Source organism: Kitasatospora sp. MAP12-44, from assembly GCF_029892095.1.
GTDB lineage: Bacteria > Actinomycetota > Actinomycetes > Streptomycetales > Streptomycetaceae > Kitasatospora.
Map to the genome: position 1 here is coordinate 2,332,266 of NZ_JARZAE010000004.1, position 26,442 is coordinate 2,358,707.

At 71.3% G+C, this 26,442-nt stretch carries 22 protein-coding genes; 2 read left to right on the forward strand and 20 right to left on the reverse strand.

Annotated features, from left to right (window positions below; translation table 11 throughout):
• The first annotated feature begins 8 nt into the window (after positions 1 to 8).
• Positions 9 to 1,025: a mechanosensitive ion channel domain-containing protein gene (locus tag P3T34_RS10990; RefSeq protein ID WP_280665841.1), complete on the forward strand. Its 1,017-nt coding sequence runs from the start codon at positions 9 to 11 to the stop codon at positions 1,023 to 1,025.
• 24 nt (positions 1,026 to 1,049) lie between these two features.
• Here the strand turns inward: P3T34_RS10990 and P3T34_RS10995 are convergent, their stop codons facing one another.
• The 5 genes from P3T34_RS10995 to P3T34_RS11015 all read right to left on the reverse strand — a co-directional run bounded on the left by P3T34_RS10995 (position 1,050) and on the right by P3T34_RS11015 (position 4,339).
• Positions 1,050 to 1,553, reverse strand: a complete 504-nt coding sequence (locus tag P3T34_RS10995; RefSeq protein ID WP_280665842.1) for an LURP-one-related family protein — start codon at positions 1,551 to 1,553, stop codon at positions 1,050 to 1,052.
• 93 nt (positions 1,554 to 1,646) lie between these two features.
• Complete coding sequence (locus P3T34_RS11000; RefSeq protein WP_280665843.1) at positions 1,647 to 2,099, reverse strand: GNAT family N-acetyltransferase; 453 nt, start codon at positions 2,097 to 2,099, stop codon at positions 1,647 to 1,649.
• Positions 2,099 to 3,037, reverse strand: coding sequence for an RluA family pseudouridine synthase (locus tag P3T34_RS11005; RefSeq protein ID WP_280665844.1), 939 nt, complete (start codon positions 3,035 to 3,037; stop codon positions 2,099 to 2,101). Before P3T34_RS11005 ends, P3T34_RS11000 begins: the two co-directional genes overlap by 1 nt.
• A 23-nt stretch (positions 3,038 to 3,060) precedes the next feature.
• Positions 3,061 to 3,654, reverse strand: coding sequence for a signal peptidase II (lspA, locus tag P3T34_RS11010; RefSeq protein WP_280665845.1), 594 nt, complete (start codon positions 3,652 to 3,654; stop codon positions 3,061 to 3,063).
• A gap of 169 nt (positions 3,655 to 3,823) precedes the next feature.
• Positions 3,824 to 4,339, reverse strand: coding sequence for a TraR/DksA family transcriptional regulator (locus P3T34_RS11015; protein WP_280665846.1), 516 nt, complete (start codon positions 4,337 to 4,339; stop codon positions 3,824 to 3,826).
• Positions 4,340 to 4,952: 613 nt separating this feature from the next.
• Here P3T34_RS11015 and ileS point away from each other — a divergent pair.
• Positions 4,953 to 8,081 (forward strand): isoleucine--tRNA ligase, encoded by a 3,129-nt coding sequence (ileS, locus tag P3T34_RS11020; RefSeq protein WP_280665847.1) that lies wholly within the window; start codon positions 4,953 to 4,955, stop codon positions 8,079 to 8,081.
• Between the two features lie 126 nt (positions 8,082 to 8,207).
• On the opposite strand, the gene P3T34_RS11025 is transcribed toward ileS, so the two are convergent.
• From P3T34_RS11025 to rsmH, 15 genes are all read right to left on the reverse strand, one after another.
• Complete coding sequence (locus P3T34_RS11025; protein ID WP_280665848.1) at positions 8,208 to 9,656, reverse strand: DivIVA domain-containing protein; 1,449 nt, start codon at positions 9,654 to 9,656, stop codon at positions 8,208 to 8,210.
• Positions 9,657 to 9,705: 49 nt separating this feature from the next.
• Positions 9,706 to 9,996, reverse strand: a complete 291-nt coding sequence (locus P3T34_RS11030) for a YggT family protein (protein ID WP_110665401.1) — start codon at positions 9,994 to 9,996, stop codon at positions 9,706 to 9,708.
• Between the two features lie 81 nt (positions 9,997 to 10,077).
• Entirely contained in the window at positions 10,078 to 10,671 is a 594-nt protein-coding gene (gene sepF / locus P3T34_RS11035) for a cell division protein SepF (RefSeq protein ID WP_280665849.1), read from the reverse strand.
• A 256-nt stretch (positions 10,672 to 10,927) separates the two neighbouring features.
• Positions 10,928 to 11,677 (reverse strand): YggS family pyridoxal phosphate-dependent enzyme, encoded by a 750-nt coding sequence (locus P3T34_RS11040; protein ID WP_280665850.1) that lies wholly within the window; start codon positions 11,675 to 11,677, stop codon positions 10,928 to 10,930.
• 148 nt (positions 11,678 to 11,825) lie between these two features.
• Positions 11,826 to 13,022: a cell division protein FtsZ gene (gene ftsZ / locus P3T34_RS11045; RefSeq protein WP_280665851.1), complete on the reverse strand. Its 1,197-nt coding sequence runs from the start codon at positions 13,020 to 13,022 to the stop codon at positions 11,826 to 11,828.
• 388 nt (positions 13,023 to 13,410) lie between these two features.
• Complete coding sequence (locus P3T34_RS11050) at positions 13,411 to 14,169, reverse strand: FtsQ-type POTRA domain-containing protein (RefSeq protein ID WP_280665852.1); 759 nt, start codon at positions 14,167 to 14,169, stop codon at positions 13,411 to 13,413.
• Complete coding sequence (gene murG / locus P3T34_RS11055) at positions 14,162 to 15,268, reverse strand: undecaprenyldiphospho-muramoylpentapeptide beta-N-acetylglucosaminyltransferase (RefSeq protein WP_280665853.1); 1,107 nt, start codon at positions 15,266 to 15,268, stop codon at positions 14,162 to 14,164. Before murG ends, P3T34_RS11050 begins: the two co-directional genes overlap by 8 nt.
• A gap of 6 nt (positions 15,269 to 15,274) precedes the next feature.
• Complete coding sequence (ftsW, locus tag P3T34_RS11060; RefSeq protein WP_280665854.1) at positions 15,275 to 16,645, reverse strand: putative lipid II flippase FtsW; 1,371 nt, start codon at positions 16,643 to 16,645, stop codon at positions 15,275 to 15,277.
• A gap of 29 nt (positions 16,646 to 16,674) precedes the next feature.
• Positions 16,675 to 18,099, reverse strand: a complete 1,425-nt coding sequence (murD, locus tag P3T34_RS11065; RefSeq protein ID WP_280665855.1) for a UDP-N-acetylmuramoyl-L-alanine--D-glutamate ligase — start codon at positions 18,097 to 18,099, stop codon at positions 16,675 to 16,677.
• On the reverse strand, positions 18,096 to 19,157 hold the full coding sequence (mraY, locus tag P3T34_RS11070; protein ID WP_280665856.1) for a phospho-N-acetylmuramoyl-pentapeptide-transferase: 1,062 nt from the start codon (positions 19,155 to 19,157) through the stop codon (positions 18,096 to 18,098). The genes murD and mraY overlap by 4 nt, the downstream gene beginning before the upstream one ends.
• Positions 19,154 to 20,560, reverse strand: a complete 1,407-nt coding sequence (gene murF, locus P3T34_RS11075; protein ID WP_280665857.1) for a UDP-N-acetylmuramoyl-tripeptide--D-alanyl-D-alanine ligase — start codon at positions 20,558 to 20,560, stop codon at positions 19,154 to 19,156. Before murF ends, mraY begins: the two co-directional genes overlap by 4 nt.
• A complete protein-coding gene (locus P3T34_RS11080; protein WP_280665858.1) occupies positions 20,557 to 22,113 on the reverse strand; it encodes a UDP-N-acetylmuramoyl-L-alanyl-D-glutamate--2,6-diaminopimelate ligase in 1,557 nt (518 codons plus the stop codon). Before P3T34_RS11080 ends, murF begins: the two co-directional genes overlap by 4 nt.
• A 128-nt stretch (positions 22,114 to 22,241) precedes the next feature.
• Positions 22,242 to 24,347 (reverse strand): penicillin-binding protein 2, encoded by a 2,106-nt coding sequence (locus P3T34_RS11085; RefSeq protein ID WP_280665859.1) that lies wholly within the window; start codon positions 24,345 to 24,347, stop codon positions 22,242 to 22,244.
• Positions 24,344 to 24,949 carry a cell division protein FtsL gene (locus P3T34_RS11090; RefSeq protein ID WP_280665860.1) on the reverse strand — a complete coding sequence of 202 codons (606 nt, stop codon included), beginning with the start codon at positions 24,947 to 24,949 and terminating at the stop codon, positions 24,344 to 24,346. Before P3T34_RS11090 ends, P3T34_RS11085 begins: the two co-directional genes overlap by 4 nt.
• A 43-nt stretch (positions 24,950 to 24,992) precedes the next feature.
• A complete protein-coding gene (gene rsmH / locus P3T34_RS11095) occupies positions 24,993 to 25,988 on the reverse strand; it encodes a 16S rRNA (cytosine(1402)-N(4))-methyltransferase RsmH (protein ID WP_280665861.1) in 996 nt (331 codons plus the stop codon).
• Positions 25,989 to 26,442: the final 454 nt, after the last annotated feature.

A 26,442-nucleotide genomic window follows, 5' to 3' on the forward strand; every position in this document is an offset into this window, starting at 1 on the left:
GTGATCCCGTGCTCTGGCCGCTGCTCGCTCTGCTCGCCGTCGTCGCCGTCACGCTGGCCGTCGGCTGGCTGGTCGATCAGGCGCTGCAACGGGCCGGGGCCCGGCGGCCCGAAGCGCGGGTCTGGGCACTGCTGCGGCGCTGCCGAGTGCCGCTGCAACTGGTGGTGGCCGTCGGTCTGCTGATGGCCGCGCGGCTGCCGGCCCGGCTGCTCGACCTGCCCGATCGCGACTTCCAGCACGCCCTGCTGCTGGTGCTGATCGCGGGCCTGGGCTGGCTGACCGTCAGGATCACGGCGGCGATCCTGGAGGCGGTGCTCAGCCGCTACGAGACGACGGCCGACGATCCCGCCCGCCTGCAGCGTGTGCACACCCGGATCAGCATGCTGCGCCGGATGACCGGCGCGCTGATCGTGGTGGTCACGGTGGCGGTGATGCTGCTGACCTTCGAGGCGATGCGCACCGTCGGCGCCAGCCTGCTGGCCTCGGCCGGACTGATCGGCGTCGTCGCGGGCATCGCCGCGCAGAGCACGCTGGGCAACCTCTTCGCCGGCCTGCAGATCGCCTTCGGCGACACGGTGCGGATCGGCGACACCGTGGTCGTCGAGGGGCAGCAGGGCGAGGTGGAGGAGATCACCCTCACCTACCTGGTGGTGCGGCTGTGGGACTACCGCCGGCTGATCGTGCCGGTCTCGTACTTCGTCAGCAAGCCGTTCGAGAACTGGACCCGCAAGGACCCGGGGCTGCTGGCGGTGGTCCTGCTGCACCTGGACCACACCACGCCGATGCCCGAGCTGCGCGAACGCCTGCGCGAGACCCTGGCGGGCAGCGCGCACTGGGACGGCGCCGAGTGGGCGCTGCGGGTCGTCGACAGCACGCCGAGCACCGTGGTGGTGCGGGCGACGATGACCGCCCGCAGTCCCGCGGAGACCTTCCTGCTGCGCTGCCAGGTCCGCGAGGACCTGCTGGCCTTCCTGCGCGACGAGCACCCGGGCGCACTCCCGCGGATCCGCACCGGCGAGAGGTGAGCGGTGAGCGTGAGCGGTGAGCCGTCAGAAGTTGGTGAGCCGCTCGCCCTTGGCGTCCTGCAGGGTGTGGTCCACGCAGACCGCCATGATCACCAGCAGCAGCGCGTCCTGCTGGCTCATGACGTCGACCGCGTAGGTGTCCCGCAGGGTGAACCAGCGCCGGGATATGTGCGCGAGCGTGCTGCCCTCGTGCTGGATGTCGAACTCGCGGTCCCAGAGGTTCCCGGCTATCCGCAGCTTGCGCCCGTCGCGGAGCTTGACCTTGAAGCGGTCGCCGAACAGCTTGAAGTTCTTCTTGCTGAACTTGGCCAGCAGCTGGCCGTCGTGCTTGATCAGGATGGTGTGGTGGAAGGTGAACGCCTTCTTGACGATGGTCGCCACCACGGTGCCCCGGGTGTCCACGACGGCGAAGGTGGTGCGCAGGCGGAACAGCTTCTTGTTGACGCGGAAGAGCTTCTCGCGGTGCTCGCTCTCGATCCAGGCTTCTTCGTGAAACGCGAACATCCGGTCGCGCACCAGGTAGCGCATGAGGGTCCCCCGTCCAGGTCAGTGGCGTCGTGCCGCCCCAGAGCGTAGTGGGGGGACCTGACGCCCCGGACGGGGGGACCGCTCAAAAGACGATCAGAAGAGCTTCACCATGGTGCGGTGCGGGATCCCCGCGTCGTCGTAGACCGGGCCCTCGGCCGCATAACCGAGCCGCTCGTAGAAGCCCAGCGCCTGCACCTGGGCATGCAGCTCGCACTCCCGCGCGCCCAGCTCACGCCCGGCCGTCTCGATCGCCCGGACCAGCTCCGCGCCGAGCCCGGTCCCCCGGGCCGCCTTGACCACCGCGAGCCGTCCGAGCAGCACCCGGTCGGCGACGCCGGTGAGCTTCAGCGCCTCGGCGCCACTGATCAGCCGGGCGGTGCCGAGCGGCGCGCCGTCCGCGCCGACCGCGAGCAGGTGCAGCGAGGTGGCGTCCAGCTCGTCGTACTCCAGCTCCACCGGGACGTTCTGCTCCTCGACGAAGACCTCGAGCCGGACCTGGCGCGCCAGCGCGAGATCCGCGGGCTCCACGGCGACGCGGACCTCCATCAGCTCTCCGCCGAGATGACGTCCAGCGCCTTCTGCAGGTCGTCCGCGTAGTCGCTGGTGAACTCCACCCACTCGCCGTCCGACGGGTGCTCGAAGCCCAGCGAGACCGCGTGCAGCCACTGCCGGCTCAGGCCCAGCCGCTTGGCGAGCGTCGGGTCGGCGCCGTAGGTGAGGTCGCCGACGCAGGGGTGGCGCAGCGCCGACATGTGCACCCGGATCTGGTGGGTGCGGCCGGTCTCCAGCTTGACGTCAAGCAGCGAGGCGGCCCGGTAGGCCTCGATCAGGTCGTAGTGGGTGACCGAGGGCTTGCCGGCCTGGGTGACCGCCCACTTCCAGTCGGAGCTGGGGTGGCGGCCGATCGGGGCGTCCACGGTGCCGCTCAGCGGGTCCGGGTGGCCCTGGACCAGGGTGTGGTACTTCTTCACCGTCACCCGGTCGTGGAACTGGCGCTTGAGGTCGGTGTAGGCGCGCTCCGACTTGGCGACCACCATCAGGCCCGAGGTGCCGACGTCCAGGCGGTGCACGATGCCCTGGCGCTCGGCGGCCCCCGAGGTGGAGATCCGGTAGCCGGCGGCGGCCAGGTGGCCGATCACGGTGGGGCCGGTCCAGCCGGGGCTGGGGTGCGCGGCGACCCCGACCGGCTTGTCGACCAGCACGATGTCCTGGTCGTCATGGACGATCCGCATGCCCTCGACGAACTCGGCGACGATCTGCACGGGTGCGGCGGGCGCCGGGATCTCGACCTCCATCCAGGAGCCGGCCATCACCCGGTCGGACTTGCCGGCCAGGTCGCCGTCGATCCGGACCTTGCCCTCGGCGGCCAACTCGGCGGCCTTGGTGCGGGAGAAGCCGAACATGCGGGCGAGGGCGGCGTCGAGACGCTCGCCCTCAAGGCCGTCCGGTACGGGAAGGGTGCGGATCTGCGCTGCGGTACTCACCCGTACGAGTATGCCGCAACCAGCTACTCGCTCTTGGCCGCGCGGCTCTCGGTCACCTGGCTGTGGGTGGAACCGTCCGGGTTGCTGCCGCGGAACGAGAGCAGTACCACCAGGATCCCGCCGCACACGATCGCCGAGTCGGCCAGGTTGAAGACCGCGAAATGCTGCACCGAGATGAAGTCCACCACATGGCCGCGGAAGACCCCGGGCGCCCGGAACAGCCGGTCGGTCAGGTTGCCCAGCGCCCCGCCGAGCAGCAGGCCCAGCGCGATCGCCCAGGGCAGGCTGTAGAGCCGCCGCGAGATCCGCCAGATCACCACGATCACGGCCGCGGCGATCAGCGTGAAGACCACCGTCATGGTCTGGCCCATGCCGAAGGCGGCACCGGGGTTGCGGATCACCTGCAGGGTGACCACGTCGCTGATGATCCTGATCGGCGCGCGGCCCTCGAGCTTGGCGACCACCAGCAGCTTGCTGATCAGGTCGATCACGTACGCGAAGAGCGCGACCGAGAAGAGCACGCCGATCCGGCGCCGGCGCAGCGCCGAGCGCTCGCCGTCCGAGACGGCACTCGCACCGCCCGGCTGGTCCGGTTCGCACTGCGCGGCGTCTTCCACTGGCACGTCCTCGGCCGGGACGGGCTCGTCCTGGGTCTGGGGGGAACCTGGGGTGCTGATGATCCGCTCCGCTGCCAATGGGGGCCGACGTTACGGGGTCGAGCGTACGGCACGCGCTGCGCGCACCGGCCCGACCCCGTCTGCACGGCTGACCTTGGACCGACCGGTCCTAGCGGCGCTCCTGCTTCGCCTTGCAGGAGATGCAGAGGGTGGCCCGCGGGAACGCCTGCAGCCGGGCCTTGCCCACCGCCTGGCCGCAGGACTCGCAGACCCCGAAGCCGATGCCCTCCAGGCGGGTCAGCGCGCGCTCGGTCTGGCTGAGCATGTCGCGGGCGTTGTTGGCCAGCGAGAGCTCGCTCTCGCGGTTGATGTTCTTGGTGCCGGCGTCCACCTGGTCGTCGCCGGCGCCGTCGTTGGAGTCGCGCATCAGTCCGTTGAGCGCGGCCTCGGCGGCCTCGATCTCCGCGCGCAGGCGCACCAGCTCGCTGTTGAGCTCGACGTGCAGCTCGGCGACCTCGGGGGCGGTCCACGGCTCCTCGCCCTGGCGGACCGGCAGCTCGGCCGGGTCCACCGACTCGGCGCCGCCGGTGGCAGCCCGCGCACCGCTGCCCGCGGGGGTGTGCAGCCGGTTGGTGGCTCCGCCACGTCCGGTGGTGGTGCTGGTCTTCCGCCGTGTCGTGGTCACGGAACCCTCCCCTGAGTCGCCTGCCACGGCCTGGCGGGCCCGCCTGGTGGCGGTGCCCGTGCCCGTTGCCTTCTCAGCCATGGCTTCGACCCCATCTACGAATGACTCCGGCCGACGGTTCCCGTCGGCCTCTGGTGCCGGAACGATAATCCTGATCGAATCCGGTCACAACGGGACATACCGATGCCAAGGAGCTATCCCACTCGGGCAGCCGCTGTGCACGGCTCGTCCCGGAACAGTGACAAACCGGCAATGACAAAGTTGTGCCCAGATCGTCACTCCCTAACCCCATGAGACCCCCCGCGCGCGCCGAGCAAACGACTTGCCGAGGGCCTATAGACTGGGCCCGCAAGGCGCAGATGGGACGAGTACCGACGTACGCAGCCATGAGCGACCCGGGGACGGTGCGAGCCCGGGGGTGTGCGCGGCGGGAAGATCACCCCGGAGCCGCCGGAAGAACAGCCGCCCAAGGCCCAGTAGACCCGGCAGCAACCCCCAAGGAGTGGGCCGTCAGCACCATCGGCGGCCAAGGAGGGTGGTACCGCGGGGCGCAGGCCGCCTCGTCCCTCCGTCGGAAGCCAGTCCACGCATCCGCCGGAGGTAGACGCCCCGCATGAACAGCTACAACGCCGTACCGGCCCAGGTAGACCTGCCGGCCCTCGAGTACCAGATCCTCAGCTTCTGGGACGACCAGAAGGTCTTCCAGCGCAGCCTCGAGCAGTCCGAGGGCCGCCCCGAGTGGGTCTTCTACGAGGGCCCGCCGACCGCCAACGGCATGCCCGGAGCCCACCACATCGAAGCCCGCGTCTTCAAGGACGTCTTCCCGCGCTACCGGACCATGAAGGGCTACCACGTCGCCCGCAAGGCCGGCTGGGACTGCCACGGCCTGCCGGTCGAGCTGGCCGTCGAGAAGGAGCTGGGCTTCTCCGGCAAGCCGGAGATCGAGAACTACGGCATCGCCGAGTTCAACGCCAAGTGCCGCGAGTCGGTCACCCGGCACACCGACGCCTTCACCGAGCTCACCCAGCGGATGGGCTACTGGGTCGACCTCGACCAGGCCTACCGGACCATGGACCCGTCCTACATCCAGTCGGTCTGGTGGTCGCTCAAGCAGATCTTCGACAAGGGCCTGCTGGTCCAGGACCACCGGGTCGCCCCCTGGTGCCCGCGCTGCGGCACCGGCCTCTCGGACCACGAGCTGGCCCAGGGCTACGAAACCGTCGTCGACCCCTCGGTCTTCGTCCGCTTCCCGCTGACCAGCGGCCCGCTGGCCGGCGAGGCCGCGCTGCTGGTCTGGACGACCACCCCGTGGACCCTGGTCTCCAACACCGCCGCCGCCGTCCACCCGGACGTCACCTACGTGGTCGCCACCGACGGCACCGAGCGCCTGGTGGTCGCCGAGGCGCTGGTCGGCAAGGCGCTGGGCGAGGGCTGGGAGACCACCGGCCAGTCCTTCACCGGGGCCGAGATGGAGCGCTGGGCCTACCGGCGCCCGTTCGACCTGGTCGCCATCGAGGACGCGCACTTCGTCCTGAACGCCGACTACGTCACCACCGAGGACGGCACCGGCATCGTCCACCAGGCCCCCGCCTTCGGCGCCGACGACCTCGCCACCTGCCGCAAGTACGGCCTGCCGGTGGTCAACCCGGTCGAGGCCGACGGCACCTTCTCCCCCGAGGTCCCGCTGGTCGGCGGCGTCTTCTTCAAGAAGGCCGACGAGCAGCTGGTGGCCGACCTGCAGGCCCGCGGCCTGCTCTTCCGGCACGTCCCGTACGAGCACAGCTACCCGCACTGCTGGCGCTGCCACACCGCGCTGCTCTACTACGCGCAGCCGTCCTGGTACCTGCGGACCACCCAGGTCAAGGACGCGATGATCCGGGAGAACGAGGCCACCAACTGGTTCCCCGAGAACGTCAAGCACGGCCGCTTCGGCGACTGGCTGAACAACAACATCGACTGGGCGCTCTCCCGTAACCGCTACTGGGGCACCCCGCTGCCGATCTGGCGCTGCGACGAGGGCCACCTCACCTGCGTCGGCTCGCTGGCCGAGCTGACCGAGCTGACCGGCACCGACCAGAGCGGCCTCGACCCGCACCGCCCGTACATCGACGCCGTCACCTTCGACTGCCCGAGCTGCTCGAACACCGCCGTCCGGGTCCCCGAGGTGATCGACGCCTGGTACGACGCCGGCTCGATGCCGTTCGCGCAGTACGGCTACCCGTACCAGAACAAGGAGCTGTTCGAGAGCCGCTACCCGGCCCAGTTCATCTCCGAGGCGATCGACCAGACCCGCGGCTGGTTCTACACGCTGATGGCCGTCGGCACCCTGGTCTTCGACAAGTCCTCCTACGAGAACGTCGTCTGCCTGGGCCACATCCTGGCCGAGGACGGCCGCAAGATGTCCAAGCACCTGGGCAACATCCTGCAGCCCATCCCGCTGATGGACCAGCACGGCGCCGACGCGGTGCGCTGGTTCATGGCGGCCGGCGGCTCGCCCTGGTCGGCCCGCCGGGTCGGCCACGGCACGATCCAGGAGGTGGTGCGCAAGACGCTGCTCACCTACTGGAACACCGTCGCCTTCCAGGCCCTGTACGCCCGCACGGCCGGCTGGGCGCCGTCCGCCGCCGACCCCGCGCCGGCCGACCGGCCGCAGCTGGACCGCTGGGTGCTCTCCGAGCTGAACACCCTGGTCCGCGAGACGGACGCGGCGCTGGAGGCCTACGACACCCAGCGGGCCGGCAAGCTGCTCTCCGGCTTCGTCGACGACCTCTCCAACTGGTACGTCCGGCGCGGACGCCGGCGCTTCTGGCAGGGCGACGCGGCCGCGCTGGCCACCCTGCACGAGGCGCTGGAGACGGTGACCCGGCTGATGGCCCCGCTCACCCCGTTCATCACCGAGCGGGTCTGGCAGGACCTGGTCGTCGCGGTGGACCCGCAGGCGCCGCTCTCCGTCCACCTGTCCTCCTGGCCGGTCGCGGACGAGACGCTGATCGACACCGACCTCTCCCGGCACATGGCGCTGGTGCGCCGACTGGTCGAGCTCGGCCGGGCCACCCGCGCCGAGTCCGGCGTGAAGACCCGTCAGCCGCTGTCCCGCGCGCTGGTCGCGGCCCAGGGCTGGGAGGAGCTGCCCGCCGACCTGCGCGCGCAGATCGCCGAGGAGCTCAACGTCACCGCGCTGGAGTCGCTGGCGGCCGTCGGCGGCTCGCTGGTGGACACCACCGCCAAGGCGAACTTCCGCGCGCTGGGCAAGCGCTACGGCAAGGGCGTGCAGGACGTCGCCAAGGCCGTCGCGGCGGCCGACGCGGCCGTGCTGGCCGCCGAGCTGCGCGCCACCGGCGCCACCTCGGTGGAGCTGAACGGCGAGACCATCGCGCTCTCCCCCGACGAGGTCGTGATCACCGAGACCCCGCGCGAGGGCTGGGCGGTGGCCAACGAGGCCGGCGCCACCGTCGCGCTGGACCTGCACATCACCCCGGAGCTCAAGCGCCTGGGCATCGCCCGCGACGCGATCCGGCAGATCCAGGAGGCCCGCAAGAACTCCGGCCTGGACGTCTCGGACCGGATCGTGCTGCGCTGGCAGGCCGCCGACGAGGAGACCGCCGCCGCGGTCACCGAGCACGGCACGCTGGTCGCCGACGAGGTGCTCGCGCTGGACTTCGCCGCCGGCACCGCCGACTGGGAGTCCGAGACCTTCGAGGACGAGGGCCTGGGCCTGACCTTCCAGCTGCGCAAGGCGTAGTCCACGCCCGCGGTGGCCGTCACTCGTTCGCGAGTGGCGGCCACCGCCTTGTCAGCTCAGCAGCTGAAAACAGAAGGGCGCCCCCACCGCATCGCGGTAGGGGCGCCCTTCTGGTGAGTGCCGGGACTAGTTGTCGCCGTCCTCGTCGATCAGGAAGCCGCGCATCGGGGCCGGAGCCTGCTGCATCGGCTGCATGGGCTGCGGCGGCTGCGGGCGGACCGAGGCCATCGGCTGGGTCATCCCGGCCGGGGCCATCTGCGGAGCACCGTTGCCCTGGCTGCCGAAGCCGCCCTGGCCGTTGCCGCCACCGAAGGACTGGTTCCCGCCGAAGGACTGGCCGCCACCGAAGGAGGGCTGACCGCCACCGAAGGACGGGCTGCTCATCGAGGACGCACCGCTGGGCGCCATCGACGACGCGGCCGGCGGCAGCGAGGCGGTGGCGGGGATCCGCGGCGGAGCGAGCGAGTCGTCGGCCTGCGACTCCAGCTGGCGCAGCTGGGTCTCCAGGTAGGACTTGAGCCGGGTGCGGTACTCACGCTCGAAGGCACGCAGGTCCTCGACCTTGCGCTCCAGCGTCGCGCGAGCGGACTCCAGGGAGCCCATCGCCACGCGGTGCTTCTCCTGCGCGTCCCGCTCCAGGGCGTCGGCCTTGGCACGGGCGTCCCGCTCCAGACCCTCGGCGCGGCTGCGGGCCTCGCCGACGATCTTGTTGGCCTCGGAACGGGCCTCGGAGATCGCCTGGTCGGCGGTCTGCTGCGCGAGCGCCAGGACACGGGCGGCGCTGTCGCCACCGGGACCCTGCTGCTGCATCGGGCCGCCGCCGAGCGGGCCGCCCATCTGCTGGCCCATCGGGCCGCCCATCGGCGCGAGCTGCTGCTGGCCACCCATGGTGCCCATCTGCTGCTGCTGACCCATGCTGCCCATCGGCTGCTGGCCCATCTGCTGACCCTGCATCGGGCCACCCTGGCCGGGCATCTGGCCCTGCATCGGGCCACCCATCGGCTGCAGCATCTGGCCGCCCATCGGCTGCACCAGCTGCTGCTGGCCGCCCATGGTCCCCATCTGCTGCTGACCCATCTGCTGCTGCATCGGGTTGCCCTGGCCGGGCATCTGCTGCTGCATGGGCTGCATCTGGTTGCCCTGGCCGGGCATCTGGCCCTGCATCGGGCCACCCTGACCGGGCATCTGCTGCTGCATGGGGTTGCCCTGGCCGGGCGGAAGCTGCGGGGCACCGGACGGCAGTCCGAGCGGCTGGCCGCCCATCTGCTGCTGGTTGCCCATCTGCTGCCCCGGGCCCTGCTGGCCGGGGACCGGCGGGCCGGATATGGCAGCGGGAACAGGCGCACCAGGACGCTGGTCCTGCGGCTGCTCCTTGCGCATGTTCGCCTGGTTCTGCGCGGCGGCCCGAGTCGCGGCGGCCAGCTTGGCGCGCAGGTCCTCGTTCTCGCGAAGCAGTCGGGTCAGCTCGGCTTCGACCTCGTCGAGGAAGGCATCGACCTCGTCCTCGTCGTAGCCTTCACGCAGGCGGACGGTCGTGAACTGCTTGTTCCGAACGTCCTCGGGGGTCAACGGCATCTCTTCACCTCTACGTGATCGTCGGCACACTGGCATCCTGCCGCATCGCTCACCACGGCAGACGCTGCACGAGCGAGATCAGGACATACACAATGATCATCAGTACGAAGAAGGACAGGTCGAGCGCCACGCCCCCGAGACGCAACGGCGGAATGAACCGCCGAAGAAGCTTCAGTGGTGGATCCGTGACAGTGTACGTGGCCTCCAGGACCACGACCATGGCCTTCCCCGGTCGCCACGAACGGGCGAACTGGAAGACCCAGTCCATGACCAGGCGGAACAGCAGAATCACCAGGAAGACGGTCAGTGCGTAGTAGAGCACTGCCCCCACGATCCCCATCGGGTATCCCTCTCCAAGGTTTCATCCGGCGCCGCTTGGTCACTCACTGTCAGTTGGTCCACACGTGGTGTCGTGGCTGGGTCAGCTCTGGTTGAAGAACCCACCCTCGGCGATACGTGCCTTGTCCTCCGCCGTGACATCGACGTTAGCAGGCGACAGCAGGAACACCTTCTGCGTCACTCGCTCAATGCTGCCGTGCAGACCGAAGACGAGTCCAGCCGCGAAGTCTACGAGCCGCTTCGCATCCGTGTCGTCCATCTCGGTCAAATTCATGATCACCGGGGTGCCGCCACGGAACTGTTCCCCGATGGTACGGGCCTCGTTGTAGGTCCGCGGGTGCAGCGTGGTGATGCGGTAGGGCTCCCGCTCGTTGACGACCTTGGGCATGATCACCGGCGCGCTCTTCTCCAGATTCTGACGGCGTTCGGGTGTGATGGACGACACGGGGGCCATCCTCGGCTCCTGGCGAATCGGCACCGCCGCCGGCACCGGCTGGGGCGCGATCGACGCGACCTGCGCCGGGGGCGCAGGCCGCGGAATGTCCTCGGTTCGCCCGGTCCGGATCGGCTCGGGGTCCGTGTCGTAGTCGTCGTCCGGGTCGTAACCCTGACCGTCGTACGTCTCGTCCTCCACGAGGCCGAGGTAGACCGCCATCTTGCGCATTGCGCCGGCCATGCTCCTGTCCTCCGCTCTGTGGTGGATCGGCCCGTCACCGGCCGGACCCCGCAGCACCGTTGCTCCTTCGAGTACGGTGGGTTCTGCGGGACCGCGGTCCGCCCACGCTCTGTCAGATCACGACTACGTTCAGCCGATAATCCGTCAGTCCGTGCGCGTGGCCGCGAACATACGATCCACGATTGGTTGGCATCCTCAGGACGAATCATTGTTTTGTCCTGATTTGTCCTGCAGTCTGATCTACTACCCGGTGACGTTACCCGAGCGGTGACCGCACTCCGAGCACCGCCGTACCGACGCGTACATGTGTCGCTCCGGCGGCAACAGCCTGCTCAAGGTCTCCACTCATCCCTGCGGAAACCATCGTGGCAGCAGGATGGCTCGCGCGTACGGCGGTTGAGATTTCCGCCAGGCGCGTAAACGCCGCCACCGGATCGCCGGCCAGCGGTCCCGCCAGCGGAGCGACCGTCATCACACCGTCCAGGCGCAGCCCGGGCGTGTCGGCGATCTTGTCCGCCAGGGCGAGGACGTCCTCGGGGGCGACCCCGGCCCGGCCCTCGCCATGCCCGCCCTCCTTGTCGAGCGCGACCTGCACCAGGCAGCCGAGCTCCGGGCGTTCGGCGGCGCGGACGGCCGCGCCCAGCGCCTCGACCAGCCGCGACCGGTCAACCGAGTGGACATGGTGCGCGTAGCGGACCACGGAGCGCACTTTATTCGTCTGCAACTGTCCGACGAAGTGCCAGGTCAGCGGCAGGTCCGCGCAGTCGGCTGCCTTCGGGGCGGCGTCCTGGTCGCGGTTCTCGGCCACCTCGCGGACGCCGAGCGAGGCCAGCAGCCGGGTGTCCGAGGCCGGGTAGGTCTTGGTGACCACGACCAGGGTCACCTCCGAGCTCGGGCGACCGGCCGCGGCGCACGCCGTGTCGATCCGGTGCTGCACGGCGGTCAGTCCGTAGCGCAGCTCCTCCAGCCGGCCCGCCGGGAACTCCTGATCCTGGTGGTTCGTCATCTTGTTCGGTTTCCCACTCACTACTCGTCCGACGCGCGCATCACGCCAAGGTGCCCGCCGCTGGACACCGGGGGTGTCGAGCGGCGGGCACCTTGGCCCTGCAAAAGTATTTCTTATGACCTCAGGTCGCGCCTCGTCGAGCAGGCTGCTACTTGAGGAAGTCCGGCACGTCCAGCTCCTCGGCCGGGGTCTCCACGTAGATCGGCCGGGCCGGCTGCACCTGCGGGGGCACCGGGGTCGGCGCGGTCTCGGTCCGGGTCGAGGAGGACGACGCGGCGCTCTCCTCCGAACGGCCCGTCACCGAGCCCATGCCCCCGTACGGACGGGTGGTCGGACGCTCGGGCGCCGCGGCGGCCGGGGTCGACTTGACCACCGGGTCGCGGACGATGGCCGGCGGCTGCCCGCCGTCGAAGCCCGCGGCGATCACGGTGACCCGCACCTCGTCGCCGAGCGCGTCGTCGATGACCGCACCGAAGATGATGTTGGCCTCGGGGTGGGCGGCCTCGCTGACCAGCTGGGCCGACTCGTTGATCTCGAAGAGGCCGAGGTCGGAGCCGCCGGAGATGGAGAGCAGCACGCCCCGCGCGCCGTCGATCGAGGCCTCGAGCAGCGGGGAGGAGATGGCCATGATGGCCGCCGCCTTCGCCCGGTCCTCGCCGCGCGCCGAGCCGATCCCCATCAGGGCCGAACCGGCATCCGACATGACCGACTTGACGTCGGCGAAGTCGAGGTTGATCAGGCCCGGAGTGGTGATCAGATCGGTGATGCCCTGCACGCCGGAGAGCAGCACCTGGTCGGCGGAGCGGAACGCGTCCAGCACGCTGACCTGGCGGTCCGAGATGGAGAGCAGCCGGTCGTTCGGGATGACGATGAGGGTGTCCACCTCCTCGCGCAGCCCGGCGATGCCGTCCTCGGCCTGGTTCGCCCGGCGGCGGCCCTCGAAGGTGAAGGGGCGGGTGACCACGCCGATGGTGAGGGCGCCGAGCGAGCGGGCGATGTTGGCCACGACGGGAGCGCCACCGGTACCGGTGCCGCCGCCCTCGCCGGCCGTCACGAAGACCATGTCGGCCCCCTTGAGGACCTCCTCGATCTCCTCGCGGTGGTCCTCGGCGGCCTTGCGGCCGACCTCGGGGTTGGCTCCGGCGCCGAGGCCCCGGGTGAGTTCACGGCCCACGTCGAGCTTGACGTCGGCGTCGCTCATCAGGAGGGCCTGCGCATCGGTGTTGATCGCGATGAACTCGACGCCCTTGAGACCGACCTCGATCATCCGGTTGATGGCGTTGACACCACCGCCGCCGATACCGACGACCTTGATGACTGCGAGGTAGTTCTGCGGTGCTGCCACGTCGAAGGCCTCTCGCCTCGAATTTCCGGGTCGGTTCCCAGGGGTCGTGGAAACCGACGGATGTCGATGGGTGGGGAGCCCGGTTCCTGACTGAATGTCCGAAATGGAGACCGCCGACCCGAACCCTAAACTTGACGTTGAGGGTTCACGCTGCATCGGTAGCAGGATCACTGAAGACACATCAGATCACTGCGGGACACAGCCTGGTGACAGGACACTAAGTCGCTGCGGGCCCGTGTTCAACGAACACGCCCGAGCTTCCCTTTTTTCTTTTGAGCCTATGTGATCATCAACCGGCAACGAGAACCGGGGTAGCCACCCAGGGTCGGGGAATCATCGACAGCAAGTCAATGGTGCCCTCAAGGAGGAAAACCTACCTGATTTCGGATCAGCCCGAGATCGCCGGCGCATCAGGGGCGCTGACGTCGTAGGTCGTGGCCTTCTGGTGCAGCAGAGCGAGCAGTACCTTCGCCTTGCGCGCGGTCAGCTCCGGACTCCCCCAGCGCACCACGGCCCCGCCGTTCAGCTGGAGTTCGATGTCGTCATACGAACGAACCTGCAGCGAACCGGCCCGGCCGGCCACCTCGGCCGGCAGTCCGGCCGCCACCTGGACGGCGCCCTGGACCAGCTCGGCCTGCGGGAAGACCCCCAGAGCGTCCTGCGCGGGGCGGCTGAGCTGGAGCTGGACCACCGGAACGCCCGGCGGCGGGGTCGCCTCGGTGGCGAAGCTCACCCCGCTCGCGTCGACCTGGGTGAACCGGCCGTCCGCCTCCTTGACGGCGGCGACCGGCTGGCGCTCGATGACCTTCACCCGAAGGGTGTGCGGCCAGCCCCGCCAGACCTCGACCTTGGCCACCCGGGGGATGCCCTGGACGCGGCGCTTGACCGCGTCCAGGTCGACCTCGGCCAGCGGTCCGTGCTGCATCGGCCCTATGGCGGCGCGCACCTGGTCGACGGTCAGCTTGTCGCTGTTCAGCCCCTGCACCGCGACCAACTGCACATCCATGAGCGACGAGAAGAAGACCACCCAGCAGAGCACCCCGACCACCGCCGCGCCGAAGCCGCTGAGCACCAGGATCCCGCGCCGCGACAGGCGCAGCCGGGGCTCGTGGTACTCCTCGTCGTCGTCCAGCGGCTCGTCAACCACGACGACGGCCGCCCCTTGCCGCGTCGATCGCCTCGTAGACCATGCCGACCAGCAGGTCGTCCGCGTCGCGGCGGCCGAACTCGGCGGCGGCACGGCTCATGTCCCAGAGCTTCTGCGGGTCGGTGAGCACCGGCAGGACGTTGCGCAGCACCCAGTCGGTGCTCAGGTCGGCGTCGTCGACCAGCAGGCCACCGCCCGCCTTGACCATCGGCTGGGCGTTCAGCCGCTGCTCGCCGTTGCCGATCGGCAGCGGGACGAACGCGGCGGGCAGGCCGACGGCGGCCAGCTCGGCGACCGTCATGGCGCCGGCCCGGCAGAGCATCAGGTCGGCCGCGGCGTAGGCGAGGTCCATCCGGTCCACGTAGGGCAGCGCGCGGTAGGGCGGCATCCCGGGGATGTCGTCGATCTGCGGCAGCTCGTTCTTGGGGCCGACCGCGTGCAGGATCTGCACGCCGTACTGCTGCAGGCGCGGGGCGATCGCCTGGATGGTCTCGTTCAGCCGGCGGGCGCCCTGCGAACCGCCGGAGACCAGCAGGGTGGGCAGCCGCTGGTCCAGGCCGAAGTAGGCGCGGGCCTCGGGGCGGACCGCGTTGCGGTCCAGGGTGGCGATGGTGCGGCGCAGCGGGATGCCGATGTAGCGCGAGTCCCGCAGCTTGCTGTCCGGGGTGGAGACCGCGACGAAGTCGCTGTAGCGGGCGCCGATCTTGTTGGCCAGGCCCGGACGGGCGTTGGCCTCGTGGACCACGATCGGGACCCCGGCGCGCTTGGCGGCCAGGTAGGCCGGCATCGCGACGTAGCCGCCGAAGCCGACCACCGCGTCCGCCTTGACCCGCTCGATGATCTCCTGCGCGGCCCGGACGGTCCCGCGCAGCCGCCCGGGGACGGTGATCAGCTCGGGGGTCGGCTTGCGCGGCAGCGGCACGGCCGGGATCAGCTCCAGGTGGTAGCCCCGCTCGGGCACCAACCGGGTCTCCAGGCCGCGCTCGGTTCCGAGCGCGGTGATGCCGATGCTGGGGTCGTGCCTGCGCAGCGCGTCCGCGAGAGCCATTGCGGGCTCGATGTGTCCGGCGGTGCCTCCGCCGGCGAGTACGACATGCACCGAAATTCACCGCTCCCTGCGCGGCGGCCGGCCGGCCGGGCGCGCTGTGGTTCGTCGTCGTGGCAGCACCCGGCGCAGACCTGTCCTGAACCGGGACTTCGAGCTCCGGGCGGCCAGGGCCGCCTTTGCCCCGGGCAGGCTGCGAGCGAAGCAGAGCAGCATGCCCAAAGCGCACATGGCCGACAGCATGGCGGATCCCCCGTAGGAGAACAGCGGCAGGGGTACGCCCGCGATGGGCAGCAGTCCCAGTGCCGACCCCAGGTTGATCATGGCCTGCGCCATGATCCACGTGGTGGCGGCTCCCGCGGCATACCTGACGAAGGAGTCCTTCGTGCCGATGGCCACTCGGATACCCGCATACCCTAGTGCCGCGAAGAGACCGATGACCGACAGCGTCCCCACCAGACCGAGTTCCTCGCCGGTGGCGGCGAAGATGAAGTCGGTGTGCGCCTCCGGCAGCTGGCCCCATTTCTCGAAGCCGGCACCCAGTCCGGACCCGAAGGGACCGCCCAGGCCGAAGGCGTACAGGCCGTGCAGGGCCTGGAAGCAGTCGTGTCCCGGCACCGGCTTGGTGGTTCCGATGCAGGCGAGCCGGTCCAGGCGGTGCGGCACGGTGATGATCAGCGCGGTGCAGGCCACCACCGCGATGCCCAGGGTCGCGACGAAGAGCCGCAGGGGCGCGCCGACCATCCAGAGCAGCGCGAAGACCATGCCGACCAGGATCATCGAGGTGCCCATGTCCCCGCCGATCATGATCAGCAGGAGCAGTAGCAGCACGCCGGGCACCAGCGGGATCAGCAGGTGCTTCCACTGGTTGAGCGTCCTGGCCTTCTCCTTGCGGGCCAGCAGGTCGGCCCCCCAGAGCACCAGCGCGAGCTTGGCGAACTCCGAGGGCTGGACCTGGAAGAAACCGAAGTTCAGCCAGTTCTGGTTGCCGTTGACCTCCATACCGATGCCCGGGATGGCGACCAGCACCATCGCGGCCATCGCCCCCAGCATCACCGGGTAGGCCAGCACCCGGTGCACCGCGACCGGCACCCGGGCCGCCGCGATCAGCAGCACCGCGCCGATCAGCACCGCGACCAGCTGCTTGCGGAAGTAGAAGAGACCCGGCAGGCCCTGCCGGATCGCGGTGATGTTCGAGGACGAGAAGACCATCACCAGGCCGAGCACCACCAGCAGCGCGGTGGAGCCGAGGATCAGGTAGTACGGCGTCAGCGGCCGGCCCAGCGTGTAGCGGATCCGCTCGCGCAGCGCGCGCAGCCGCCCGACCGGCCCCTCGGACTTGAAGGTCGTGGTGGTCGCCGAGATGAACGACAACCGGGAGGGGCCGCGCTCCGGTGGCGCGGCCGCCTCCGTCTTGCCCTGACCCGCCACCGCGCCCGCCCCTCTTCCTGCTCGCTCCGTCAGCCCGTCAGTTCCCGTACCGCCGCGGCGAAGAGATCACCGCGTTCGCCGTAGTTGGTGAACATGTCCATCGACGCACAGGCCGGGGCGAGCAGGACGGTGTCACCCGGTCGGGCCAGGCCGGCCGCCGTTCGCACCGCCTCGGCCATCGCCACCGCGCCAGTCTGGCCCGCGGCCGCTTCGAACACCGGGACATCGGGAGCGTGTCGCGCCAGCGCCCGGCGGATCAGCGCGCGGTCCTCGCCGATCAGTACGGCGGCCCGCAACCGGGTCGCCGCGCCCTGCACCAGCTCCTCGAACTCCGCGCCCTTGGCGAGCCCGCCGGCGATCCACACCACCGGCTGGTAGGCCGCCAGCGAGGCGGCCGCCGCGTGCGGGTTGGTGGCCTTGGAGTCGTCGACGTAGACCACCTGGTCGACCTCGGCGACGTGGGCGATCCGGTGCGCGTCCGGGCGGAAGGCCCGCAGGCCCTCCCGGACGGCCTTGGCGTCCACCCCGTAGGCGCGGGCCAGGGCGGCCGCGGCCAGCGCGTTGGCGAGGTTGTGCGGAGCGGGCGGGTTGACGTCCTGGACCGAGCCGATCTCGGCGGCGCTGGTCTGCCGGTCGGGCACGAAGGCGCGGTCCACCAGCAGGTCGTCCACCAGGCCGAACTGCGAGAGGCCGGGCGCGCCGAGGCCGAAGCCGATCGCCCGGCAGCCCTCCTCGACGTCGGCCTCGCGGACCAGTGCCTCGGTGGCCGGGTCGGCCAGGTTGTAGACGCAGGCCACCTGGTTGCCCTGGTAGATCCGGCCCTTGTCGGCGGCGTACGCCTCCATCGAGCCGTGCCAGTCCAGGTGGTCGGGCGCCACGTTCAGCACCGCGGCCGAGTGCGGGCGCAGGCTCGGCGCCCAGTGCAGCTGGTAGCTGGAGAGCTCGACGGCGAGCACGTCGTACGGCTCCTCGGCGAGCACCGCGTCCAGCACCGAGACGCCCACGTTGCCGACGGCGGCGGTGCGCCGGCCGGCCGCGGTGAGGATCGAGGCGAGCATCTGGACGGTGGTGGTCTTGCCGTTGGTGCCGGTGACGGCCAGCCAGGGGGCCGGCTCACCGGTGGCGGCCAGCGGCCGGCGCAGCCGCCAGGCCAGCTCGACGTCGCCCCAGATCTCCACGCCCGCCTCGGCGGCGGCCGTGAAGAGCGGGCTGCTCGGCGGCCAGCCGGGCGAGGTGACGACCAGTCGGGTGCCGGCGGGCAGGGAGTCCGCGTCGCCGAGGCGGACCTCGACGCCGGTCAGCTGCTCGGCGCGGGCCCGCAGGGCCGGGCCGTCGCCGCCGTCCACCACGGTGACCCGGGCGCCGAGGTCGCGCAGCACCCTGGCCGCGCTGATCCCCGAGACGCCGAGGCCGGCCACGGTGACCGGCAGGCCGGCCCAGTCGGGCGAGGTCATCCGTTCACCCATCCCGCGTAGAAGAGGCCGAGGCCGACCGCGACGCACAGGCCCTGGATGATCCAGAACCGGACCACGATCAGGACTTCGCTCCAGCCCTTGAGTTCGAAGTGGTGCTGCAGTGGTGCCATCTTGAAGACCCGCTTGCCGGTCATCCGGAACGAGCCGACCTGGATGATCACCGAGAGGGTGATGATCACGAAGAGGCCGCCGAGCAGCGGCAGCAGCAGCTCGGTGCGCGAGCAGATCGCCAGACCGGCCAGCGCGCCGCCCAGGGCCAGCGAGCCGGTGTCGCCCATGAAGATCTTGGCGGGCGAGGTGTTCCACCACAGGAAGCCGAAGCAGGAGCCCATCAGCGCCGAGGCGACCACCGCCAGGTCCAGCGGGTCACGCACTTCGAAGCAGTTGGCGGTGGCCCGGGCCGCGATCGAGCAGCTCTGGCCGTACTGCCAGACGCCGATGAAGACGTAGGCGCCGAAGACCATCACGGAGGCGCCGGTGGCCAGACCGTCCAGACCGTCCGTGAGGTTCACACCGTTGGACATACCGGCGATCATGAAATAGGCCCACATGACGAACAGCACCGGGCCGATCTTCCAGCTGAAGTCCTGGATGAACGACAGGCTGGTGGAGGCCGGGGTGAGTCCGCGGGTGTCGTGGAACTGCAGCGAGAGGATCGCGAAGGCCAGGCCGACAAAGGACTGCCCGAGCAGCTTCGCCTTGGCCCGCAGACCCAGCGAGCGCTGCTTGACGACCTTGATGTAGTCGTCCAGGAAGCCGACCAGACCGAGACCGGACATCAGGAACAGCACCAGCAGGCCGGAGGCCCGGGGCTGTTCACCCGTTATCACCTTGGTCGCGGCGTAGGCCACCAGCGTCGCCAGGATGAAGGCGATGCCACCCATCGTCGGCGTACCGCGCTTGCTGTGGTGCGCCTTGGGACCGTCGTCGCGGATCATCTGGCCGTAGCCGTTCTTGGCCAGGATGCGGATCAGCGCCGGGGTGCCGAACAGCGACAGCACCAGGCCGATCATGCCGGAGTAGAGGATCTGCTTCACTGGGCGGCCCCATCGGCGAGCAGGGCTGCGGCGACCTTCTCCAGGCCCACCGAACGGCTGGCCTTCACCAGCACCACGTCCCCTGGCCGCAGTTGACCGCGCAGCAGTTCGACCGCCGCGTCCCCGTCGGACACCAGCACCGACTCCTCACCCCACGAACCTTCGTTCCTCGCGCCGAGTTCCATACAGGCCGCCTCGCGCCCACCCACCGCCACCAGCTTGGTGACGTCGAGTCGAACGGCGAGCCGCCCGATGGCGTCGTGCTCGTCGAGGCTCTCCTCGCCGAGCTCCCGCATCTCGCCGAGCACCGCCCAGGTGCGGCGGCGCTCCGGACCACGGCCACCGATCGTCACCAGGGCCCGCAGCGCGGCCCGCATGGACTCCGGGTTCGCGTTGTAGGCGTCGTTGACGACGGTCACACCGTCGGCCCGGTCGACGACCTCCATGCGCCAGCGGGACAGCGCACCCGCCTCGCCCAGGGCGGCGGCGGTGTCGTCGACGGACAGCCCGAGCTCCATCGCCACCGCGGCGGCGGCGAGTGCGTTCGAGACGTGGTGCTCACCGTACAGGCGCAGTTGTACCGGTGCGGAACCGGCCGGGGTGGTCAGCGTGAACGACGGCCGGCCGGTGGCGTCCAGGCGAACATCAGTCGCCCGTACGTCGGCGTCCCGGCTTTCGCCGAAGAGCACCACGCGGGCCTTGGTGCGCGTACGCATGGCCCGCACCAGCGGGTCGTCCGCGTTGAGCACCGCGACGCCGTCCTCGGCCAGCGACTCCACCAGCTCGCCCTTGGCCTCGGCGATGCCCTGCTTGGAGCCGAACTCGCCCAGGTGCGCGGTGCCGACATTGAGCACCAGGCCGATCTGCGGGCGGACCAGGCCGGTCAGATAGGCGATGTCGCCCTTGTGCCGGGCGCCCATCTCCAGCACCAGGTGACGGGTGCCCTCCTCGACCCGGGTGACGGTCTGCGGCAGGCCGAGCTCGTTGTTGAGCGAGCCCTCGGTCCAGACCGTCGGGCCGATCCGCTCCAGCAGCTGGGCGATCAGGTCCTTGGTGCTGGTCTTGCCGGCCGAGCCGGTCAGCGCCACCGTGCGGACGGCCTTGGCTCGCTCAGCCACCGCGCGGGCCAACAGGCCGAGCGCCACCTGGGCGTCCTCGACCAGCACCGCCGGCACCCCGACCGGGCGCTCGGCCAGCACCGCGACGGCGCCGGCGGCGATCGCGCGCTCGGCGTAGTCGTGGCCGTCCACGTGCTCGCCGGCGAAGGCGGCGAACAGCGCGCCGGGCCGCACCTGCCGGGAGTCGATCACCACCGGCGCGGTGACCAGGGTCTGCGGGTCCGTCACATCGGCCAGTCGGCCGCCGGTCGCGGCGGCCACCTCGGCGAGGGTCAGTGCGATCACTGCTGCTCTACTCCTCGGTCGGGGTGCGCGTGCGCGATGGCCTCGCGCAGCACCTCCCGGTCGTCGAACGGGCGGATCTCGTCCCGTACGTACTGGCCCACCTCGTGGCCCTTGCCGGCGACCAGGACGGTGTCACCGGCGTGCGCGCGGGCCACCGCGGCGGCGATCGCCTCGGCCCGGTCCGGCACCACCAGGACGGCGCCGCGCTCGGCCTCGGGCACCCCGGCCGCCCCGGTCAGCATGCTGGCCAGGATCGCCAGGGCGTCCTCGGAGCGGGGGTTGTCGCTGGTCAGCACGGCGGTGTCGGCCAGCCGGGCGGCGATCGCGCCCATCGGGCCGCGCTTGTGCGGGTCCCGGTCGCCACCGCAGCCGACCACCACGTGCAGCCGGCCCTTGGTCACCTCGCGCAGCGACTCCAGAACGGCCTGCAGGGCGTCCGGCTTGTGCGCGTAGTCGACCACCGCGACGAAGTCCTGCCCGGCGTCCACCCGCTCCAGGCGGCCCGGCACGCCCGCGACGCCCGCGACGCCCGCGACCACCGCGTCCAGCGGCAGCCCGGCGGTGACCAGGGCGGTGATCGCGGCCAGCGCGTTGGCGACGTTGAACGGGCCGGGCAGCGGGACGGCGGCGTCGGCCGACTGCCCCTGCGGCCCGACCACCCGGAAGGTGGACCCGGTCGGGCCGAGCTGCACGTCCAGCGCGCGCCAGTCGGCGTCCGCGGCCCCCTTGGCGGAGAAGCCGGTCATCGGGATCGCGGCCTCGGCGGCCAGCCGGCGGCCGTACGGGTCGTCCAGGTTGACCACCCCGGCGCGGGTGCGGGCGGGCTCGAAGAGCCGCGCCTTGGCCCGGTAGTAGTCCTCCATGTCCGGGTGGAAGTCCAGGTGCTCCGGCGTGAGGTTGTTGAAGACCGCGACGTCGTACTGCACGCCGTCCGCCCGGCCGTAGACCAGCGCGTGGCTGGAGACCTCCATCACCACCGCGTCCGCGCCGCGCTCGCGCATCACGGCGAGGATCGCGTGCAGGTCGGTGGCCTCGGGGGTGGTGCGCTCGCTCTTGATCCGCTCGGCGGCGACCCGCATCTCCACGGTGCCGATCACGCCCGGGTTGCGTCCGGCGCCCCGCAGACCGCCCTCGACCAGGTAGGACGAGGTGGTCTTGCCATTGGTACCGGTGATGCCGACGGTCAGCAGCGCCTGCGAGGGGTCGCCGTAGATCCGCGCCGCCAGCGCGCCCATCCAGGCCCGCGGCTGCTCCACCACCAGCACCGGGACGCCGGTCACCGCCGCCTGGGTCGCGCCGGCCGGATCGGTCAGCACGGCGATCGCGCCGCGCTCGACCGCCTGGCCGGCGAAGGCCGCGCCGTGGTGGTTGGCGCCGGCGAAGGCCACGTAGACGTCGCCCGGGCGGACCGCGCGGGAGTCATGGGTGATGCCACTGGCCGGGGCGCCCTCGACCGGCGCGATTCCGAGGATCCGGGCGATCTCGGCGAGCGGGGTCGGCTGCCCCGCAGCCGGGCGGGGCGGGCTCACACTGCTTTGGTCTGATTTCGGCACGGCGGGCAGGCTATCGGCCCGCAGGCCCTCGGGGCCAAGTGAGCCCTCCGCACTCCCCTGGGCCCGCACGGCTGCGGCACCCTTCGGTGTGAGGGGGTTCACAGGGACGGCGGGGTGCGGGCTCATGGTCAGGGCTTCCAGTCGACGGGCAGGTTGGGGGCCTGGCTGCCGCTGGGCGGCACCTGGAGGGTCTTCAGCGCGAACTCCATCACCTGCTTGAACACCGGGCCGCAGAGCGGGCCGCCGAAGTGGCCGTTGACCGGGTTCTGGATGACGCAGGACACCGTGATCTCGGGCTTGTCGGCCGGGGCGAAGCCGATGAAGGAGGCGGTGTAGCCGGAGTACTTGCCGGTGGTCGGGTCCACCCGGTTGGCGGTGCCGGTCTTGCCGGCCACCCGGTAGCCGGGGATCTGCGCGGTGTTGCCGGTGCCCTGGTCGTCGGAGACCACGGACTCCAGCATCTGGCCGAGCGTCTTGGCGGTCTGCTCGCTGACCACCCTGGTCTCGGCGCCGGCCGGGGCGGGCGTGTAGCGGCCGTCCGGTCCGGTGGTGCCCTCGATCAGGCTGGGCGCCACCCGGACGCCGCCGTTGGCGATCGTGGAGTAGACCGAGGTGGCCTGCAGCGCGTTGACCGACAGGCCCTGGCCGAACGGGATGGTGAACTGCTGGGTGCCGTGCCAGCTCGCCGGGTCGGCCAGGATGCCGCGGGTCTCGCCGGGGAAGCCGAGGCCGCTGGGCTGCCCGATGCCGAACTTCTGCAGGTAGCCGCCGAGCACCTGGTTCGCCTGCTGCTGGGTCTTGCCCAGGTTGCCGGCGGCCTCGATGGTCCCGATGTTGGAGGACTTCGCCAGCACGCCGTTCAGCGTCAGGTACCAGGTGTCGTGGTCGACGTCGTCGTGGAAGACCTGGTCGGCCCGGGTCAGCGTGCCCGGGACGGTCACATGGGTGTCCCAGGTGGCCGCGCCGGTGTCCAGGACGGCCGCCATGGTCATCAGCTTGGCCGTGCTGCCGGGCTCATAGGCGTCCTGCAGGGCCGGGTTGCCGAGCTGGTCGGGCTTGGCGCTGTTGAGGTCGTTGGGGTTGAAGCCGGGCGAGGTCGCCATCGCGAGGATCTGACCGGTCTTCACGTCCTGGACGATCACATAGCCCTTCTCCGCCCCGGCCGTGGTGACCTGGTCGGTGATGGCGCGCTGGGCCTCCCACTGGATGTCCCGGTTGATGGTCAGCCGGATGTCGCTGCCCGGGACGGCGTCCACCTGGCTGCCGCCCCCGGTGGGGATCGGCTGGCCGTTGGAGACCGCCGAGGTGCGGTGGCCGTCCTGGCCGGCCAGCTGCTTCTGGTACTGCAGCTCCAGGCCGCCCGCGCCGACCCCGGCGCCGTTGACGAAGCCGACCAGGTTGGAGGCCAGGCCGTCGGCCGGGTAGACCCGCGCGGCGGTCGGGGCGGGCACGATGCCGCCCAGCGGGTTGACGCAGTCGTCGTCCACGGTGGTGCGGCCGCCCTGGTCGGCGGGCTTGGCCAGCAGGGCCTTCTCGGCCCGGCAGACCTTGGTGTCGGTCTTCTTGGTGAGCGCCGTGCGCAGGTCCATGACCTGGTTGCGGGTCTGCGGGGTCTGCCGCAGCGCCAGCGCCACGTTGCGGCTCTTGGGCGTGCGCAGCTTGGCGGCCAGCTTGTCCTTGGGCACGTTCAGGATCGGCGCCAGCAGGGCGGCGGCCTGCTCGGGGCCGTCGGTGATGTGCAGCGCGTCGGCGGTGAACATCGTCGGGTCCGCGTTGATGTCGTACGCGTCCACGGTGCTGGCCAGCGCGACGCCGTCGGAGGACGTTATCGAGCCGCGCTCGGCACGCAGCGGGACGTCGACGTAGCGGTAGGCGCCCGCGTCGGCGGCCAGCGCGTCGGAGTCGAAGAGCTGGATCTGCACCAGCCGGCCGGCGAAGACCGAGAAGACCACGGCCAGCACGATGAAGACCGAGCGCAGCCGGCGCTTGGGGTCCGCCAGCTTCAGCGGGCGGGGCTGCGGACGGACCGGCGGGCGCTTGGCCCCGGGCCGCTGGGCCCCTGGACGGGCCGGCGGGCGGGCGCCCCCCGCGGCAGCCGGGCGGCGCGGGCGCTCGCCGGGGCGGGGCTTGGCGGCGGGGCGCTGTGGAGCGCGGGCGCCCTCGGGGCGCTGCTGGGCGGCGGCCGGGCGGCGCGGACGCTCGCCGGGGTCGCGGGGGCGGCGGGGCGTGGTCATCGCGCTGCTCCTGCGCTCGCGGACGGGGTGGGCGACGGGGAGACCGGGTCCACCCGCAGGCTGCCCTCGCCGGTGGAGGCGGGGCCGGTCGAAGCGGGATCGGGCACCGGCGGGGCGGCGGCCGGCGGGGCCGCGGCGCTCTGCGCGGGCTGGGCGGTCGGCGGCCACAGGTCGGCCCCGGTGCGCTTGACCGGCGGGCTGTCCGCGGCCTGGCCGGGCGAGCCGAGCACCTTGCCGTCGTCCTGCAGGAAGGCCGGGTCGCCGCCGGGGACCATGCCCAGCTGGCGGGCGTTGCGCTCCAGTGCGTCCGGCGCCGAGTTCTGGCCGATCTGCTGCTGCAGCATCTGCTGCTGGTCGGTCAGCTGGGTGGTCTGCTTCTGCAGCTTCGTCAGCTCGAACGAACCCTCGTTCAGCGCGGTGTTGAGCGCCAGCAGGCCGAGCAGGCCGAGCGAGAGCAGCAGCACCACCAGGATCGCGAACGGCGCCCGCCCCCGGCCGCCGCCCTTGGGGCGCCCCGGCCGCACGGTGATCCGGGCCCGGCCCAGCTGCCCGGGCAGCAGCCTGCCCTTCTGGATGCCATCGCTGGCGGCCGGCACCGGCACTGCGCTCTCCCTCGTCCTCGACACTCCTCGCCCCCCGTCCGGATCAGCCCCGACGGCTCGTGCCCCCCGCGTTCGCCGGGGTCGGCCTGATCCTCTCCGCCACCCGCAGCCGTACGGGAGCGGCGCGCCGGTTCTCCTCGATCTCCTGCTCGGTGGCGAGTTCGGCCCCGCGGGTGAGCAGCTTCAGCCAGGGCTGGTGCTCCTCGGGGATGACCGGCAGCCCGGGCGGGGCGGTGTTGGCGGCGGCCGCCGCGAAGTACTGCTTCACCAGGCGGTCCTCCAGCGACTGGTACGACATCACCGCGATCCGGCCGCCCACCGCGAGCGCGCCCAGCGCGCCCGGGATGGCCCGGTCCAGCACCTCCAGCTCGCCGTTGACCTCGATCCGCAGCGCCTGGAAGGTCCGCTTGGCCGGGTTGCCGCCGGTGCGCCGGGTGGCCGCCGGGATGGCGTTGCGCACCAACTCCACCAGACGCGCGCTGTTGGTGAACGGTTCCTTGGCGCGCTCGCGCAGGATGACAGAGGCGATCTTGCCGGCGAAGCGCTCCTCGCCGTAGACCTTGAGGATCCGGGCGAGGTCGCCGTGGCTGTAGGTGTTGAGCACCTCGGCGGCGCTCAGGCCGCGGGTCTGGTCCATCCGCATGTCCAGCGGCGCGTCCTGGGCGTAGGCGAAACCGCGCTCGGCCTCGTCCAGCTGCATGGAGGAGACGCCGAGGTCGAAGAGGATGCCCTGCACCTCGGGGATGCCGAGGTCGTCGAGCACCTCGGGGATCTCGTCGTAGACCGCGTGCACCAGGGTGGCTCGCTCGCCGAACGGCGCCAGGCGCTCGGCGGAGAGCTTGAGCGCGGCCGGGTCGCGGTCCACCGCGATCAGCCGGGCCTCGGGGAACTGGGTCAGCAGCGCCTCGCTGTGGCCGCCCAGACCGAGCGTCGCGTCCACCACCACCGCGCCGGGTCCGCTGATCGCCGGGGCGAGGGCGTCCATGCAGCGTTGCAACATCACCGGGACGTGCTTGGGATCCGGACTGCCCATGGCCATGCGCGGTGGCGCCTTTCCTCGGTGCGGAGCCGCCCGAGAGTCGCGTACGGCGCCGGGGAGCTGTGATCCGACCATTTTGGACCACTGGAGGCGGAGCCTCGGCCAGCGGGGCGCACGCCGCCCGTGGTCCCCACCCGCTCGCTGGGGGAAGGCTGTGACCGCCCGGCACCGGGGAAGGTGCGCCAGGAGGCACCGAGCGGGGGGAGGCCGCGGGCTGCGTACGGTCGTCGGGGTGCGCCGTGGTCAATGCTCGCCGTGGTTTCTGCTCCCAGACGCCCCCGGCGTGCAGTTGACGAAGCGTGAGCCGTGTGCTCCACTGCGCGGCCAGCCTACCGCGCGGCCCTGCCCAGTCAATCGCCCCGGGCGCTCTGCCACCCGCGCGGCCGAATGAATCGTCGCAGGCCAGAGCCGGTTCACGCGGACGGGCGTGCCGGATCGGCGAGCGGCTGAGCAC